Annotated in this window: 17 protein-coding genes; 9 read left to right on the top strand and 8 right to left on the bottom strand. The window is 63.2% G+C overall.

Going from position 1 to position 17181, the window contains the following annotated elements:
* Nucleotides 1-4: 4 nt before the first annotated feature.
* Together accB and FGD77_RS19950 are read right to left on the bottom strand one after the other, a co-directional pair.
* Entirely contained in the window at nt 5-496 is a 492-nt protein-coding gene (accB, locus tag FGD77_RS19955; protein WP_255013132.1) for an acetyl-CoA carboxylase biotin carboxyl carrier protein, read from the bottom strand.
* Nucleotides 497-614: 118 nt separating this feature from the next.
* On the bottom strand, nt 615-1172 hold the full coding sequence (locus FGD77_RS19950) for a LuxR C-terminal-related transcriptional regulator (protein WP_255013130.1): 558 nt from the start codon (nt 1170-1172) through the stop codon (nt 615-617).
* 160 nt (nt 1173-1332) lie between these two features.
* Here FGD77_RS19950 and queC point away from each other — a divergent pair, with 160 nt between their 5' ends.
* Genes queC through queF form a run of 4 tightly spaced genes read left to right on the top strand, consistent with a single transcriptional unit; the run spans nt 1333 to nt 3586 of the window.
* Nucleotides 1333-2025 (top strand): 7-cyano-7-deazaguanine synthase QueC, encoded by a 693-nt coding sequence (gene queC, locus FGD77_RS19945; RefSeq protein WP_255013127.1) that lies wholly within the window; start codon nt 1333-1335, stop codon nt 2023-2025.
* A 3-nt stretch (nt 2026-2028) separates the two neighbouring features.
* A complete protein-coding gene (gene queD / locus FGD77_RS19940; protein ID WP_255013125.1) occupies nt 2029-2385 on the top strand; it encodes a 6-carboxytetrahydropterin synthase QueD in 357 nt (118 codons plus the stop codon).
* Nucleotides 2382-3104: a 7-carboxy-7-deazaguanine synthase QueE gene (queE, locus tag FGD77_RS19935; RefSeq protein WP_255013123.1), complete on the top strand. Its 723-nt coding sequence runs from the start codon at nt 2382-2384 to the stop codon at nt 3102-3104. The genes queD and queE overlap by 4 nt, the downstream gene beginning before the upstream one ends.
* A 17-nt stretch (nt 3105-3121) precedes the next feature.
* Nucleotides 3122-3586: a preQ(1) synthase gene (gene queF / locus FGD77_RS19930; protein ID WP_255013121.1), complete on the top strand. Its 465-nt coding sequence runs from the start codon at nt 3122-3124 to the stop codon at nt 3584-3586.
* 120 nt (nt 3587-3706) lie between these two features.
* Here the strand turns inward: queF and acs are convergent, their stop codons facing one another.
* The 6 genes from acs to FGD77_RS19900 all read right to left on the bottom strand — a co-directional run bounded on the left by acs (nt 3707) and on the right by FGD77_RS19900 (nt 11011).
* Nucleotides 3707-5656: an acetate--CoA ligase gene (acs, locus tag FGD77_RS19925; RefSeq protein ID WP_255013119.1), complete on the bottom strand. Its 1950-nt coding sequence runs from the start codon at nt 5654-5656 to the stop codon at nt 3707-3709.
* A gap of 56 nt (nt 5657-5712) precedes the next feature.
* Nucleotides 5713-6468 (bottom strand): ABC transporter ATP-binding protein, encoded by a 756-nt coding sequence (locus FGD77_RS19920; RefSeq protein ID WP_255013116.1) that lies wholly within the window; start codon nt 6466-6468, stop codon nt 5713-5715.
* 45 nt (nt 6469-6513) lie between these two features.
* Nucleotides 6514-7275, bottom strand: a complete 762-nt coding sequence (locus FGD77_RS19915; RefSeq protein ID WP_255013114.1) for an ABC transporter ATP-binding protein — start codon at nt 7273-7275, stop codon at nt 6514-6516.
* A gap of 12 nt (nt 7276-7287) precedes the next feature.
* Nucleotides 7288-8481, bottom strand: a complete 1194-nt coding sequence (locus FGD77_RS19910) for a branched-chain amino acid ABC transporter permease (RefSeq protein ID WP_255013112.1) — start codon at nt 8479-8481, stop codon at nt 7288-7290.
* Nucleotides 8482-8484: 3 nt separating this feature from the next.
* Complete coding sequence (locus FGD77_RS19905) at nt 8485-9516, bottom strand: branched-chain amino acid ABC transporter permease (RefSeq protein WP_255013109.1); 1032 nt, start codon at nt 9514-9516, stop codon at nt 8485-8487.
* Between the two features lie 121 nt (nt 9517-9637).
* The gene (locus FGD77_RS19900) at nt 9638-11011 is read right to left on the bottom strand and encodes a substrate-binding protein (protein WP_255013107.1); all 1374 of its coding nucleotides are present in this window, start codon (nt 11009-11011) and stop codon (nt 9638-9640) included.
* A 218-nt stretch (nt 11012-11229) separates the two neighbouring features.
* Here FGD77_RS19900 and FGD77_RS19895 point away from each other — a divergent pair, with 218 nt between their 5' ends.
* From FGD77_RS19895 to FGD77_RS19875, 5 genes are all read left to right on the top strand, one after another.
* Nucleotides 11230-12573, top strand: coding sequence for a helix-turn-helix domain-containing protein (locus FGD77_RS19895; RefSeq protein ID WP_255013105.1), 1344 nt, complete (start codon nt 11230-11232; stop codon nt 12571-12573).
* Nucleotides 12574-12667: 94 nt separating this feature from the next.
* Nucleotides 12668-13039: a response regulator transcription factor gene (locus FGD77_RS19890; protein ID WP_255013103.1), complete on the top strand. Its 372-nt coding sequence runs from the start codon at nt 12668-12670 to the stop codon at nt 13037-13039.
* Nucleotides 13036-13377 carry a hypothetical protein gene (locus FGD77_RS19885; RefSeq protein WP_255013101.1) on the top strand — a complete coding sequence of 114 codons (342 nt, stop codon included), beginning with the start codon at nt 13036-13038 and terminating at the stop codon, nt 13375-13377. The genes FGD77_RS19890 and FGD77_RS19885 overlap by 4 nt, the downstream gene beginning before the upstream one ends.
* Nucleotides 13377-16046, top strand: coding sequence for an ATP-binding protein (locus tag FGD77_RS19880; protein ID WP_255013100.1), 2670 nt, complete (start codon nt 13377-13379; stop codon nt 16044-16046). Before FGD77_RS19885 ends, FGD77_RS19880 begins: the two co-directional genes overlap by 1 nt.
* A 68-nt stretch (nt 16047-16114) precedes the next feature.
* Nucleotides 16115-17095, top strand: a complete 981-nt coding sequence (locus FGD77_RS19875; RefSeq protein WP_255013097.1) for a FliM/FliN family flagellar motor C-terminal domain-containing protein — start codon at nt 16115-16117, stop codon at nt 17093-17095.
* Nucleotides 17096-17181: the final 86 nt, after the last annotated feature.

Genomic DNA, 17181 nt, shown 5'->3' with positions numbered 1-17181 from the left:
CGCCTTATTCGATGATCATCAGGGGCGCGCCATATTCAACGGCGCCGCCATCCTCGACGAGGATGCGTTTCACGGTGCCGGCGCGCGGGGCGGGGATGTGGTTCATTGTCTTCATCGCCTCGATGATCAGCAGCGTATCGCCTTCGCTGACCTTGTCCCCGACGGAGACGAAAGAGGGCGCGCCCGGTTCGGCCTGCGTATAGACGGTGCCGACCATGGGCGATGTGACCGCGCCGGGGTGGCTGGCCGGGTCTTCGCCGGGGGCGGCGGCAGGGGCCGCGCCTGCGGGGGCAGCCGCGGGGCCGGGTGCGTGCGGCGCCGGGGCATGGGCCACGAATTGCGGCGCGGCCTCGACCTTGCGGCTGACGCGTACGTTCAGGCTGTCATCTTCGCCATATTCGCGTTTGACCTGCAATTCGGTCAGTTCGTTCTCGTTCAAAAGCTCGGCGAGTGCCTTGATGAAGGCGACGTCGTCATCATGCGATTTTTTTGGCATCGGGTTCCTCGGCGGCTGGCGCCCGTCATGGGGCGCGCTTTGGTTTTTCATGGCTTATATGGCAAGCGAACGCCATAGAAAACCGGGTTTGTTGGATCGTGGCGCCGCTGCGCCGTGCCTAGAGTGGCATCCCGCTGAGTTTTGCCACCAGTTCGGCCAGTTTGCGCGCGCCGAATTTGTCCAGCAGGCGGGCGCGATACACCTCGATCGTGCGGTAGCTCAGGCCCAGTTCCAGGCCGATCTCCTTGGATGTCAGGCCCCGGCAGGTCAGGATCGCCACCTCGCGTTCGCGTGTGGTCAGATCGACCATTGGCCGTTCCTCCGAAAGGTCCGCAAAGCTCCAGACGCCGCAACGAAAGGGATCTTCGGGCGTGACCGACTGGCCCCGCACCCGGCACCAGAACAGCGCGCCGCCCGTGCGCCGCATCACCCGCTGGTCCGAATAGCGCCCGGTCTTGCGCATGGCGCACAGGCCCTGCTGCCCGATGCGGCGATATTCCTCGATGCTGGGATAATACCGGGCCAGCGGTACGTCGGCAAAATTGGCAGGGTCAGGTGGCACCGCACCATCGCCAAAGGTTTCCGCAAAGCGCAGATTGCACTGCCGGATGATCCGGTTCTCTAAGATCGCAAGCCCGATGGGCGCGTAATCGAAGGCAAGCTGAGTTTGTGGCATTTGTCCCATGTGGCCCTATTTGCGGATGATTGCAATGTGGCAGGGTGATTGACGTGCGCGGATCGGCGCGATAGGCGCGCATCGCTTGCCACCGGGGCGGCGCGGGCTTAGATGCAGCAGTATGCGGTCGCAGCCTACCCGCCCAAAACAAGGACGAGACATGAAGGTTATAGTCATCTGCTCCGGCGGGATGGATTCGGTGGCGTTGGCGCACCGGATTGCGGCGACGCATGATCTGCACGCGCTGCTGTCGTTTGATTACGGCCAGCGCCACGCCAAGGAACTGGGTTATGCCGCTGCCTGCGCAAGGCGACTGGGCGTTCCGCATCACGTGATCGACATCGCCAGTGTCGGCGCGGCGCTCAGCGGATCCGCCCTGACGGACGATATCGACGTGCCGGACGGGCATTACGCCGAAGAGACGATGAAGCTGACCGTCGTGCCCAATCGCAACGCGATCATGCTGGCGATCGCCTTTGGCATGGCCGCCGCGCAAAAGGTGGATGCGGTCGCGACCGCCGTGCATGGTGGCGATCATTTCATCTATCCCGACTGCCGCCCCGATTTCATCGATGCCTTTCAGGCGATGGAGGATCGCGCGCTGGACGGCTATGCGCGGGTCCAACTGCTGACGCCCTATGTGACCGGATCCAAGGCCGATATCGCCATTGACGGCGCCAAATACGGCACGCCTTTTGGCGAAACGTGGTCCTGCTACAAGGGCGGCGATCTGCAATGCGGTCGTTGCGGCACCTGCGTCGAGCGGCGCGAGGCATTTCATCTGGCAGGCGTGGACGATCCGACACCCTATGCCGATCCGGATTTCTGGCGCAGCGCAATTGGCGAGGGATAGAAGATGTATCGGATCACCAAGGAATTTCACTTCTCGGCCTCGCATCAGTTGTTCGGCCTGCCGGACGATCACCAATGCGCGCGGCTGCATGGGCATAATTATATCGTCGTGGTCGAGCTTGCGTCAGAGACGTTGAACCAGCATGGCTTTGTGCGCGACTACCTCGAACTGGCGCCGCTGAAGCGGTATATCGACGACGAACTGGACCACCGGCATCTGAACGATGTGCTGGGCGATGATTGCGTCACAGCCGAGCGGATGGCGAAACACCTCTATGACTGGTGCGCTGCCCGCTGGGCTGAAACGGCGGCCGTCAAGGTCAGCGAGACGTCGAAAACATGGGCTGAATACCGGCCATGAGCGATGTCATCCGCATCTCGGAGATCTTTGGCCCGACGATACAGGGCGAGGGTGCGCTGATCGGGGTGCCGACGGTGTTCGTGCGCACCGGCGGCTGCGATTATCGCTGCGTCTGGTGCGATAGCCTGCACGCGGTGGACAGCGAATTCCGCCACGACTGGACCCCGATGAGCGCGGATGCGGTGATGGACGAGGTGCGCCGCCTGTCGGGCGGCCAGCCTTTGACCGTGACGCTGTCGGGCGGCAACCCGGCGATCCAGCCCTTGGGCGATCTGATCGCGCTGGGGCGGACCGAGGGCTATGGCTTTGCCATGGAAACCCAAGGGTCGGTGTCCAAGGACTGGTTTTCGCAGCTGGATATGCTGGTGCTCAGCCCCAAGCCGCCCTCGTCCGAAATGCAGACCGACTGGGCGATGCTGCAAGAGTGCATTGATGCGGCCCAGGGCGCGCCCAGCGTGCTGAAGATCGTGGTTTTCGACGAGGCCGATTACGCCTATGCCCGCGGGGTTGCCGCGCGCCATCCCGGCCTGCCGATCTATCTGCAACCGGGCAATCATACGCCGCCACCGCCGGACGATGACGATGCGACCGTTGATATGGAGGGCATCGACACCCGGATGCGCTGGTTGGTAGACCGGGTGATCGCGGACCATTGGCATGCGGCGCGGGTGCTGCCGCAACTGCATGTGATGCTATGGGGAAATAAACGCGGCGTGTAGGACCGCAGGAGGTATTCATGAGCGAAAATATCTACAGTGATCTCAAACAGCTTGGCGCCAACACCGCGCTGCCGGACGATCCGGCCAAGGCTGAATTGGAGCGCGTGCAAAACCCGCAGGCGGATGTTCTTTATAACGTGCGTTTCGTCGCGCCCGAGTTCACGTCGCTTTGCCCGATGACCGGCCAGCCCGATTTCGCGCATCTGGTGATCGACTATGTGCCGGGCGATTGGCTGGTCGAGAGCAAGTCGCTGAAGCTGTACCTGGGCAGCTTTCGCAATCACGGGGCGTTTCACGAGGATTGCACCGTCAGCATCGGGCGGCGGATTGCCGAGTTCACCGAGGCAAAATGGCTGCGCATCGGCGGGTATTGGTATCCACGCGGCGGCATTCCGATTGATGTGTTCTATCAGACCGGCCCGATGCCCGAAGGCGTCTGGATACCGGATCAGGGCGTGCCGCCTTACCGCGGGCGCGGATGAAACTCGGCTCGCCCCGCCAGCCATGCGCTGACGGGGCGAGCTAAAGCGTTTCGCTTTAAACTTGAGGCACTCACTTGAGGCGAAAAGCTGTGAGTCAGGTTTTTCGCGAAACGCTTTATGCTATTTCTGGGTCTTACGGTTATCGATCAGATCATCCACCACTGCCGGATCAGCCAGCGTCGATGTATCGCCCAGCGTGTCAAAGTCATTTTCGGCGATCTTGCGCAGGATGCGGCGCATGATCTTGCCTGATCGGGTCTTGGGTAGGCCCGGCGCCCACTGGATGATGTCCGGCTTGGCGATGGGGCCAATTTCGGTACGCACCCATTTTTCCAGCTCTTTGCGCAGTTCGTCGGTCTCCTCGACGCCATTCATCACGGTGACATAGGCATAGATGCCCTGACCCTTGATATCATGCGGATAGCCGACGACCGCGGCTTCGGCCACGGCTGAATGCGCGACAAGGGCGGATTCGACCTCGGCGGTGCCCATGCGGTGGCCCGAGACGTTGATGACGTCATCGACGCGCCCGGTGATCCAGTAATAGCCGTCCGCATCGCGTCGGCAGCCGTCGCCGGTGAAATAATAGCCTTTGTAGTCCGAGAAATAGGTTTGCTCAAACCGTTCGTGATCGCCGTAGACGGTACGCATCTGGCCCGGCCAGCTGTCCTTGATGCACAGCACGCCCTCAGCCACGGTGTCGGTGATTTCCTCGCCCGATGTGGCATCGAGGATGACAGGTTCGATCCCAAAGAAGGGCCGCGTGCAGCTACCCGGTTTTGTCGCCGTGGCGCCGGGCAGGGGCGTCATCAGATGGCCGCCGGTTTCGGTCTGCCACCATGTATCGACGATGGGCAGCGCGCCCTTGCCGACGACCTCATTGTACCAGTTCCACGCCTCGGGGTTGATCGGCTCGCCCACGGTTCCCAGCAGTTTGAGCGCGGACAGATCGCATTTCTCGACGTAATCCTTGCCGTGGGCCATCAGGGCGCGAATAGCCGTCGGTGCGGTGTAGAACTGATTCACCTTGTGCTTTTCGCAGACCTGCCAGAAGCGGCTGGCGTCGGGGTAGGTCGGTACGCCTTCGAACATCAGCGTCGTCGCGCCATTGGCGAGCGGGCCGTAGATGATATAGCTGTGCCCCGTCACCCAGCCCACATCGGCGGTACACCAGAACACATCGCCATCATGATAGTCGAACACGTATTTATGCGTCAGCCCGGCATAAAGCAGATAGCCGGCCGAGCTATGCACAACGCCCTTGGGCTGCCCGGTCGAGCCGGAGGTGTACAGGATGAACAGCGGATCTTCGGCCTTCATCGGGCGGGCGGGGCAATCCGGGCTGGCCTGCTCCATCTGCGCTTTCAGGTCGATGTCGCGGCCCTGAATCCACGTCGTCTGTCCTCCGGTGTGTTTGACCACAAGGCAGCGCACCTTGTCCGAGCAATGCAAAAGCGCCGCATCGGTGTTGGATTTCAGGGCCGTCGCGCGCCCGCCGCGCGGCGCCTCATCGGCAGTGATGACCACCTTAGCGCCCGAATTGTTGATGCGGTTGGCCAGCGCGTCGGGGGAAAACCCGGCAAAGACGATGGAGTGTACCGCGCCGATGCGCGCACAGGCCAGCATGGCATAGGCCGCCTCGGGGATCATCGGCAGGTAGATCACCACCCGGTCGCCGCGCATGATGCCCTGGCTCAGCAGCACGTTGGCAAAGCGATTCACCTTCTCGTGCAGTTCGGTATAGGTGATGTGCAGTGCGGGTGTTTCGGGGTCGTCCGGTTCCCAGATGATGGCGGTCTGGTCGCCGCGCGTTTCCAGATGGCGGTCGATGCAGTTGGCGGCGACATTCAGCACGCCGTCCTCGAACCAGCGAATGTCAACTTTGCCGTGCTCGAAGGACGTATTCTTGGCCTTGGTAAATGGTTCGATCCAGTCGAGGCTCTGCGCGTGCTGCGACCAGAACCCTTCGGGATCCTTGATCGAGGTGGCATACATTTCGTCATACTTGGCGGCGTCGATATGGGCGTTCTTCGCAAATTCCTGCGATGGTGGGTAGGTTTTGTCGGACATTTCTATACCTTTGTGGCTATCAGTGCAGGCAAATCCGGGCGGGCAGGGCCGCGCTCTCAGATCGCCAAATATTCCGCGCGCAGTTCCTGGTTGTCGAGAACCTCGGCTGCACTACCGTCAAAGACGATGCCGCCAGTGTCAAGGATCACGGCGCGGTCTGACAGCTCCAGCGCGCGCACCGCGTTCTGCTCCACCAGTATGGTGGTGATGCCCTGCGCCTTGATGATGCGCAGGGTTTTCTCGATCTCATCCACGATGACGGGAGCCAGTCCTTCGTAAGGTTCGTCCAGCAGCAACACCTTGATATCGCGGGCCAGTGCGCGTGCGACGGCCAGCATTTGCTGCTCTCCGCCCGAAAGCGTCACGCCTTCCTGGGTGCGGCGCTCGGCAAGGCGCGGGAACAGATCGTAGAGCCGTTCCAGCGACCAGCCGATCGGCGGGGCGATCTGGGCCAGTTGCAGATTTTCCTCGACCGTGAGGCCGGGGATGATGCAGCGATCCTCGGGAACAAGGCCGATTCCGGCGATGGCGGCCTCGTAGCTTTTCATCTTGTGCAGGGGCTGATGGTCCAGCCAGATCTCGCCGTGATTCAGCTGCGGGTTGTCCATGCGGGCGATGGCGCGCAGGGTTGTCGTCTTGCCCGCGCCATTGCGGCCCAGCAGCGCGAGGATCTCGCCCTCGTGCACGTTGAAGCTGATGTCCTGCACGATATAGCTTTCACCGTAATAGGCCTGCATCCCCCAGACCGACAGGAAGGCGGGGGCGGTGGCGGCGTGGTTTGCGTGCTTGGAAAAATCGGGTTTCAGGGTCATCTTGTCTGTCCTCTCTGGCGCGTCTGCGGCGCGGGGTCCGTGTCGTCAGGCGGCGGCGCTTTCGCCCAGATAGGCCTCGCGGACCTTCGGGTGGCCCTTGATGTTGTCGGGGGTATCCTCGACCAGCGGGGAGCCTTGGGCCAACACCGTGATCCGCTGGGCCAGGCTGAAGACGACGTGCATGTCGTGTTCGATGATGGCGATGGTGATGTCGCGCTCGTCCTTGATCTGTTTTAGCAAATCGATGGTGTTGTTGGTGTCGGCGCGCGCCATGCCGGCGGTGGGTTCATCCAGCAGCAGCAGGCGCGGCTCTTGCGCCAGGCACATGCCGATCTCCAGCCGCCTTTTGTTGCCGCGCGACATCGATGCCGAATGGTCAAAGCGCGCATCGGCCAGATTCAGGCTTTCCAGCATCTGCTCGGCCTGCTCGACAACGCTGCGCTCGCTGGCAATGCTTTCGATTGCGTGCATGCGGAACGATCCGTCCCGCTTGGCAAAGATCGGGATCATCATGTTTTCCAGCACCGTCAGATCGCCGAATATCTCGGGCGTCTGGAACACGCGGGAAATGCCCATCTGGTTGATCTCATAAGGTTTGCGCCCCAGCACCGACTGACCGTCGAACATGACGGACCCGGTGTCGGGGATCAGCTTGCCCACCAGCACGTTCAGCAGGGTGGATTTGCCGGCCCCGTTGGGGCCGATAATGGCGTGGACGGTGTTTTCCGCGATGCTGAGATTCACGTCCCCCAGCGCCTGAAGGCCGCCGAACCGCTTGTTCACGTTCTTGACTTCTAGAATGCCCATGACTGCGGCTCCTTATTCGGCGGGGGTTGTTTGTTTCGAGGTCTTGGCAGCTTTCCTGGCGCGAAACAGGCGCTTGATCCGCTGTCCGCCTTCGACCAGACCACCGGGCAGGAAAATGACGACCAGCATGAACACGATGCCAAGCGTCAGGTGCCAGCCCTTGCCGACGAAGGGATAGATGAGCGTGATCACGAAATCCTCCAGACCGTCGGGCAGCCAGTAGAACCATTCGTGCAGGATGCCGCTGTTGATCTTGGAAATGATGTTCTCCATGTATTTGATCAGACCCGCGCCCAGAACCGGGCCGATCAGCGTGCCCGCGCCGCCGAGGATGGTCATCAGAACCACCTCGCCCGAGGCGGTCCAGAACATCCGCTCAGGCCCCACTTGGGTATCCATCGCCACCATCAGGCCCCCGGCAAGGCCGGCATACATGCCCGAGATGACAAAGGCGGCCAGCGCATAGGGGCGCGCGTTGAGTCCGGTATAGGTCATGCGGGTGTTATTGCTCTTGATCGCGCGCAGCATCAGGCCGAAGGGCGAGCGGAAGATGCGGATCGACAGGTAGAAGGCCAGCACCAATACCACGGCGGCAATGTAGTAGCCCGCGTTGAAGGTGAACTGCCACGCGCCGACGGTCAGATCGTAGCTGGCCGTCATGTCCAGCCCAAAGAGGTTGGCATGTGCCCGTTGGCCCGGCGCCAGCGCGCCGTCAAGGATGCGCGCATCGTTCAGCTTCAGTTGCAGGCCGGTTTCGCCGCCGGTGATGGGGGTCAGCACCGAATAGGCCAGCGCATAGGACATCTGCGCGAAGGCCAGCGTGAGGATGGAGAAATAGATGCCCGACCGGCGCAGCGAGATGAATCCGACGACCAGCGCGAACAGGCCCGCGACAATCACCGACATGATGATGCCGGGGATGATGTTGGCTGTCAGCAGCTTCATCATCCAGATGCCGGCATAGCTGCCCACCCCCAGAAACGCGGCGTGGCCAAAGCTGAGATATCCGGTCAGGCCGAACAGGATATTGAACCCGATGGCGAAGATCCCGAAGATCGCGAAGCGTTGCATCAGGTCCGGATAGCCGGCGTTGAACTGTGCCATGCCGGAATCTTGCGGGAACGGGTTCAGGATGAAGGGGGCCGCCAGCGCGAGCACCGCGACGATGACCAGTAGAATGGCGTCTTTGCGTGTCATTCCCAGCATGGTTTATTCCTCCATCACGCCTTTGCGGCCCATCAGGCCGCGCGGGCGGGTCAGCAAAATGATGATCGCGACCAGATAGATGACGATCTGATTGATGCCCGGCAGCACCTCCAGCACCTCGGACATCGAGGCAAAGCTTTCGAGTACACCCAGCAGGAACCCGGCCAGCACGGCGCCCGGCAGGCTGCCCATGCCGCCGACCACGACCACGACGAAGCTGAGCACCAGAAAATCCATGCCCATGTGGTAGTTGGGGCTGTTGATGGGCGCATACATGACCCCTGCAAGGCCCGCGACGGCGGCGGCGATGCCGAACATGATGGTGAACCGCTTGTCGATATTGATGCCCAGCAGGCCCACCGTCTCGCGGTCTGCCATGCCGGCGCGCACGACCATCCCGAAGGTGGTAAAGCGCAGGAAGGCAAAGACCCCGCCGATGATGACCAGCGAAAAGGCGAAGTAGACGAGGCGCCAGTAGGGGTAGATGATCGAATTGGCCCCCAGCCCCAGCAGCGCGCCGAAATCGAACGAGCCGCGGAAGGCGCTGGGCGCGGGTGTCGGGATCGGGTTGGCGCCGTAGTAGAATTTGATGACTTCCTGCAACACGATGGCCAGACCGAACGTCACCAGGATCTGGTCGGCATGGGGGCGCTTGTAGAAATGCTTGATCAGGCCGCGCTCCATGATGACGCCGATGGCGATCATCACCGGAATGGCAAAGAGGATCGAGATCGGCACCGCCCAGTCAATTATGAAATCCCCGGCATTTTGCCCGACGATGCTATGGATGTAGGGCACATCGACCGTCATCGGATTGCCCAAGAAATCGGTACGCGTGTCGTCCACCACCTCGTGGCTGAACGTCAGGATGCGGCTTATCGTGACGGCGCAGAACGCGCCGATCATGAACAATGCGCCGTGGGCGAAATTCACCACCCCTAGCGTACCGAAGATCAACGTCAGGCCGAGAGCGATCAGCGCATAGGCCGATCCCTTGTCCAGCCCATTGAGGATTTGCAGGATTATTGCATCCATCGTCTGCCTCGCATGTCAGAAAACTATCCGGCGCATATGGCCGGGCCTGCCCCGGACGGGGCCTGTCGTGCACAAGCCAAGCGCTGCCCCCTCCAATTGTCGGGGGCAGCCCTCAGTCAGATCATGCGCCGTCGTTGCATTCGCCCAGCGTCGCGTCCGGGCCGCCGAATTCAGGGGCGTCGGGGGCGTAGGTGACCTGCTCGGCAGGGGTCACTTCGACGATCTCAACCAGGTCGAACTCGTTCTCGGGGTTCTCCTTGCCGCGCACCACGACCACATCCTTGAAGCACTGGTGATCTGCGGCGCGATACAGGGTCGGGCCGTTGCCCAAGCCGTCGAACTCGAAGCCTTCCAGCGCCTCGACGACCGCGCAGGGGGCAAAGCTGCCCGCACGCTCGACCGCATCGGCATATAGCAGGGTCTGCACATAGCAGGTATGCGCTGCCTGGCTGGGCGGGAAGCCATATTTTTCGCCGAAGGATTTGACGAAGGCGTCCGAGCCGATATAGCGGTCGCCCTTCTCCTTTTGCAGTTTCCAGTCCCAGTTCTGCGAGCCAAAGATACCGGCCACGTTCTTGCCCGCGCCGCGCGCCATCAGCTCTGAATACAGTGGCACGACGATCTCGAATTGCTTGTCATTGACCATCTTGTCGCGCAGGCCGAACTGGACGGCGTTGGTCAGGCTGTTCACCATGTTGTTGCCGTAGTGGTTCAGCACCAGCACGTCGGCATCCGATTGCAGGACCGGCGTGATATACGAGCTGAAATCGGTCTGCGTCAGCGGTGTCTTGACCGCGTTCACTGTCTCCCAGCCGAGCGCCTCGGTGGAATTGCGGACAGCCTCTTCGGTGGTATAGCCCCAGTTGTAGTCGGCAGTCAGGTGGTATGCCTTGCGGTCGGTGCCGTAGGCATTTGCCAGAACGGGCGCCAACGCCGCGCCGGACATCCAGCTGTTAAAGAAGTGACGGAAACCATTGGCCTTGCGGTCCTTGCCGGTGGTGTCGTTCGAGTGCGTCAGGCCCGCCATGAAGATCACGCCGGCCTCCTGGCACAGCGCCTGCACGGCAACGGCCACGCCCGAGGACGATCCGCCGGTGACCAACACCACGCCGTCCTTTTCGATCATCGATTTTGCCGATGCGCGCGCGGCGTCCGATTTGGTCTGGGTGTCGCCGGTGACGTATTCCACCTTCTTGCCCATGATACCGTTACCCTGAAGCGCCTTCGAGCTGAAGGTCTGCATCATGCCGCCATCGCCGCCGCCGTTCAGATGCTCGACCGCCAGCTCATAAGCGCGCAGCTCGTCCGCGCCCTCGTCGGCGTAGGGGCCCGATTGCGGCACGTTGAAGCCCAGCGTGACGGTGCTGGCATCGCCGGGATCGTTGGCAAAGGCCGACACGCTGCTGGCGGTAAAGATTGTCGGAACGGCCAGACCGGCGCCTGCGACGACGCTGGTCCTCAGCAGACCGCGGCGCGTGAAATTCGATGTGGACATAAGAATCCTCCCTGTTGAGTAATCACGGCAGCGCACCTCCTCTGCGCACTGCCGGATCGCACAGATGTGCAAATGCAGTATGGCACGGAGAAAGAAAATTCCTCAACAACCGGCTTGCAGGAAACAATATTCTTGTAAAATACTGCACAGCGCTGTCATCTTTTGTGTAAAGTTTTGTCAATCGTTCGAAAAACACATTGATTCGGAGAGGAAATGACATGAAGGGCGGCGCGGTAGGCGGCACAACGATCGGCACCCGTATTCGCGAACGACGTCTGGCGCGCGGGGTCGCGCAGGGGGCGCTGGCCAGTCAGGCCGGGATTTCACCGTCCTATCTGAACCTGATCGAACATAACCGGCGCAAAATCGGCGGGCGTATCCTGCTGCGTCTGGCAGAGGCGCTGGAGGTCGACGCGCAGACGCTGTCACAGGGCGGTGAGGCCGCGCTGATCGCCGCCCTGCGCGAGGCGGCGGGCGAGGCCGCCGAAGCTGGCGATGCTGACACGACGCCGACGCCTGATCTGGACCGCGCCGAGGAATTCGCCGGCCGCTTTCCCGGCTGGGCGCAACTGCTGGCGGATACACTGCGCCGCGCACAGGCGGCCGGGCGGCAGGTGGATGCGCTGTCCGACCGGCTGGCGCATGATCCGCAACTCGCCGCGTCCCTGCACGAAGTGCTGTCAGTCGTCACGGCCATCCGCTCGACCGCGTCGATCCTTGTCGAAACGCCGGCGCTGGAGCCGGAATGGCGGGCCCGGTTTCACCGCAATCTGGGTGAGGACAGTCAGCGTCTGGCCGACGGGGCGCAGCGGCTGGTGCGCTATCTGGATGACGGACCGGGAACCGGACGCGACATCCTGTCACCGCAGGACGAGGTGGATCGTTTCCTGGCGGCGGCGGGCCACCAGTTTGACGCGTTGGAGCAGGGCGGCGACGTCGATGCCGTCCTTGCTACGGGTGATATGCGCCCCGGCACAGGCGCGCATATGCTGGCCCGCGGGGCGCTGGAGACGTACTGCGCCGATGCCGCTGCGCTGCCGCAGGCCACGTTGCTGCGGGCGGTGGCGCGCCATGGCCTTGCGCCGCTGGCGCTGGCGCAGGAGGTGGGCGTACCGTTGCCGCGCCTGATGCGCCGCCTCGCCGCGATGCCCGAGGATGCGGTCGGCCCGGTCGGCCTGATCAGTGCCGACGCGTCGGGCGCGATCGGAACATTGAAGCCGCTTGAGGGGTTTGCGGCCACACGCCTTGCCGGGGCATGCCCGCTGTGGCCGTTGTTTCGCGTCGCCGGGCAGCCTGCCATGCCGCTGCGCCAGCGCATCGTGCAGCCGGACCGGGGTGCGCAGCCGGTTCTGTCCATTGCCACCTGCGAGCCCGCCGCGCCGCCCGCGTTCAACATGCCGCCGCTGATGCGGTCCTTCATGCTGCTGCTGCCGGACGTGGCCGGGGATGGGGAGACCGCGCTGATGCCTGTCGGTACCGCCTGCCGCGTCTGCCCGCGCACGGACTGCGGCGCACGGCACGAGCCGTCGGTTCTGGCAAATGCGGGCGATACGGATCTGTGACACGCAACCCTGCGCAGCTTGGTTTTGACATGCGCCGGGCCTTGGCCCAATAGTGAGCGTCTGATGCATCCCGTTTCCAAGGAGGGCACGCCGCATGACCAGCCAGGTTCTGCTGATCGAAGACGAGCCAAACATCATCGAGGCGATCACCTTTATCCTGTCGCGGGACGGGTGGCAGGTGCGCAGCCATTCCGGGGGCAACGACGCGATGGAGGTGATACGCGCCCGCCAGCCCGATCTGATCATGCTCGACGTGATGCTGCCGGGGCGGTCGGGGTTTGACCTGCTGGCCGATATCCGCGCCGATCCGGCGCTGGCGCAGACCCCGGTGCTGATGCTGACGGCGCGCGGTCAGCGCAAGGATCGCGAAATGGCCGAGAGGGCCGGGGCCAGCATGTTCATGACCAAGCCATTTTCGAACGCTGAGATGCTGGAGGCGGTGCGCACCCTCGCCGGTGGCGGATGACCGACCGGCCCCCCGGCGGGCGCGCCGAATTCGTCGCGCGCGGGACATATCGCCGCCGCCGCATGATCGACGCGGCCGGGCTGTTGCCGGTTTTCGGCGCGCTGTTGTTTGCGCTGCCGCTGCTGTGGCTGGGCGCCGGGGGCGCCGCGCCGCGCACATCGCATGTGTTGCTGTATCTGTTTGCCGTCTGGGCGATTTTGGTGGCCCTGTCGGCGCTGGTCACCCGCAGCCTTGGTACTGGCGGTGACGCCCCCCCGGATGAGGACGCCGATCCTGGCGCCCCGGATGGCGATGGCGCCGCGGGCGCTGCGCCGGGCGCCCCGGTACGGCACGGCTGATGGCGACGCTCAACATTCTGGTGGCGGTCTGCGTCGCCTATGTGGTGCTGCTGTTTGCCGTCGCCTTTGCCGCCGACCGGGCGGCGCGGCAGGGACGTGGTGGCTGGCTGCGCTCGCCGTTGGTCTACACGCTGTCGCTGTCGATCTATTGCACGGCCTGGACATTCTATGGCGCTGTCGGCTTTGCCGCGCGGTCGGGGCTGGAATATGTCACCATCTACCTTGGTCCGACGCTGGTGATGATCGGCTGGTGGTGGACCCTGCGCAAGATGGTGCGCGTGGGACGCAGCCAGCGCATCACCTCGGTCGCCGACATGATTTCATCGCGCTACGGGAAATCGAACACGCTGGCCGTCTGCGTCACCGTTCTGGCGGTGATCGGCACGACGCCCTACATCGCGCTGCAGCTGCAATCGGTCACGCTGTCCTTTGCGGCCTTTTCGCCGGTCGATCCCATCGGGCAGGGCCGCAGCGAACAGTCCATTGCTGTCTATGTGGCGCTGGGGCTGACGCTGTTCACCATCCTGTTCGGCACCCGCAATCTGGACGCGAACGAGCGCCATCACGGTGTTGTCATCGCCATCGCGCTGGAGGCGGTGGTGAAACTGTTTGCGTTGCTGGCCGTCGGCATCTTTGTCGTCTGGGGGCTGGAGAGCGGAATCGCGCAGACGCTGGCCCGTATCGACGCCTCGCCCATCGCCGAATTCAACGTATCGGCCAGCCGCTGGACCGCGCTGACGTTGCTGTCGGCAGCCGCATTTCTATGCCTGCCGCGCATGTTTCAGGTGATGGTCGTGGAAAACGAAGATGAGCGCCATCTGCGCACGGCCGCGTGGGCCTTTCCGCTGTACCTGATGCTGATCAGCCTGTTTGTCGTGCCGATCGCCGCTGTTGGCCTCGATCTGATGCCCCAGGGATCGAACCCCGATCTGTACGTGCTGAAACTGCCGTTGCTGGTGGGGCAGGACGGGCTGGCGATCCTGTCGTTTCTGGGGGGGTTTTCGTCGGCCACATCTATGGTGATCGTCGCGGCCATCGCGCTGTCGACCATGGTTTCGAATCATATCGTCATGCCGATCTGGCTGCGGGCGACCGGAGGTGCGGCGATGATGTCGGGCGATGTGCGCCAGTTCGCGCTGCTGGCGCGGCGCCTGTCCATCGGTGGCGTGGTGTTTCTGGGGTATTTTTATTTCCGCCTGTCGGGCGGCGGCACTGCGCTGGCGGCTATCGGGCTGATCGCCTTTGCCGGCGTCGCGCAGTTTCTGCCCGCGCTTATGGGCGGGCTTGTGTGGCGCGGTGCCACGCGGTCAGGCGCGCTGGCGGGCCTCAGCGTGGGGTTTGCGTTGTGGCTTTACTGCCTGCTTCTACCCAGCTTTGGCGCGGGGGTGATCGTGCCGGTGCGGGTGATGGAGGCGGGCCTGTTCGGCCTGTCCTGGCTGCGCCCGCACGCCATGTTCTGGACCGGAGGGATGGACCCGCTGGTTCATGCGGTGATGTGGTCGATGCTGCTGAATTGCGCGGCTTTCTGCGCGGTGTCGATGTTCAGCTTTCCGCGCCCGATCGAGCGGCTACAGGGGGCCCAATTCGTCAATGTATTCGATCACTCGCAGCGCCCGGGCAGTTGGACCGGCGGGCTGGGCCAGTCCGAGGATCTTCTGATCATGTCGCAGCGCATCCTGGGCGCCACCGAGGCGCAGGAAATTTTCGCCCGCGCCGCCCGCCGCCAAGGCCTGAGCGGCTATCTGCCTGAACCGTCGCCGGAATTTCTGGAATATCTCGAACGGCGCCTGTCGGGGTCGGTCGGGGCCGCCACCGCTCACGCCATGGTCAGCCAGATCGTCGGGCGCGCGACCGTATCGGTCGAAGACCTGCTGGCCGTCGCCGACGAGACAGCGCAGATCATGGAATATTCCAGTCGGCTGGAGGCCAAATCGGCCGAGCAGGCCAGAACAGCGCGCCAACTGCGCGTGGTCAACGAAAAACTGACGCAGCTATCGGTGCAGAAGGATGGCTTTCTCAGCCAGGTCAGTCACGAGCTACGCACGCCGATGACGTCGATTCGCGCCTTTTCCGAAATCCTGCTTGGCGGTGGGCTGACCCCGGAAGAGTTGCAGAAATATGCCTCGATCATTCACGCGGAATCGCTACGGCTGACGCGGCTGCTGGATGATCTGCTGGACCTTTCGGTGCTGGAGTCGGGGCAGGTGGTGCTGAACGTCCAGACCGCCACGCTGGCCGAGGTGCTGGACCGGGCCATATCGGGCGCGGTCGGCGGGACGCTTGGTGGCTTGGATATCCGCCGCGACACGACGGCCGAGGCGATGGTCCTGCACACGGATATCGACCGGCTGGCGCAGGTTTTCATCAATCTCATCGCGAATGTGCGCAAATATTGCGATGCGGATCATCCCGTTCTGGAAATCCGCGCCGAGCGTGACGGCAATGGTCTGATCGTGGATTTCATCGATAACGGTACCGGCATCCCGATTCAGAATGAGGCGTTGATCTTTGAAAAATTCTCGCGCCTTGGGGAAACCCGTGCGCCCGGCGCCGGTCTGGGGCTGGCGATCTGCCGCGAGATCATGCACCGGCTGGGCGGCGCCATCGCATACCTTCCCGGGCAGGGCGGCGCGGGGTTTCGGGTGACGCTGCCGCAGGCGTCGCAATAGCCGGTATCGGCGAAACAATTTGGTAACCAATGGGCGGTAGGGTCGGTGCGTTGAAGATCTGGTAAGGGATGGCACGGCAGCGCATGGTGACGGGTGGCGGTAACAAGGTAATTCACCGCAAGGCGCGGGCCTCTCGCGAGGAATATCATGCCCGCGCCATGTCCCCGGCCAAGGCGCTGCGTCTGGCGCTGGCGCAAGCGTCCGATACGCATTTTGACCTCCCGATGATTGTGACCACTGTCGAGCAGGTCGAGATTTCCCAAACTGCCCTGCGCGCGGAATTCAACGATGGCGGTCTTCTGGTGCTGCTGGATGGACCGAAGGGCGCGCGCGGCGCCGTGCGGCTGGACGATGCCCTGCTTTCGGCGTTGATTGAGGTGCAGACCACGGGGCGCGTCAGCGGGCGCCCGCCGGGTGGCCGCGCTGTGACGCGCACGGATGCGGCCATCGCCGCCCCGCTGATCGATGCAACGTTGGAGCGCGCCGAGGCGCAGCTGAGCGAAGAAGCGCCCGACCACTGGGCTAGTGGTTTCCGGTTTGGCGTGATGATGGAGGATGCGCGCGGCATGTCTCTGGCGCTGAATGCGGCCGCGTTTCACGTTTTTCGCATGACCGTCGAATTGGGGGAGGGCGCCCTTCCGGGTAGTGTCGCCTTTCTGCTGCCGGTGCCCGTTGCCCCGCCGCCACCCGCGACTGCGCCGGGCGTGGACAAGGTGCAGCGCACGCTGGAGCAAAGCGCGATGAACGCGCCCGTCAGTATGGAGGCGGTGTTGGGCCGCGTTAGCTTGCCGTTGACGCAGCTATGCGGCCTGGCGCCCGGCGACGTCGTGCCATTCCAGATGGATCGACCGCTTCAGATCCGACTGGAGACCGGCCAGAAACATGTCGTCGCGTTGGGGCGGCTGGGGCAGATGAATGGCATGCGTGCCGTGCGCCTGACGCCCGGCGACGACAGTGCCAACGCGGCAAACATGGCCGCGCTGAATACGGCGCCCCCCCCGGATGAGCACAAGGGCACAGGGGAAAGTGCGGAAGTATGTGGAAAATGAAGCGGAATGATCAGTCGCGTGCCGCAGTGCGTGCCAAGCAGACGAGCAGGAATGATCCGGAACGTGCCCAAATCGCCGTCGCAAAT

The organism is Roseovarius sp. M141 (assembly GCF_024355225.1).
Classification (GTDB): Bacteria; Pseudomonadota; Alphaproteobacteria; order Rhodobacterales; family Rhodobacteraceae; genus Roseovarius.
Note: the sequence above shows the minus strand (reverse complement) of the source record. Positions and strands in the feature narration are given on the sequence as shown.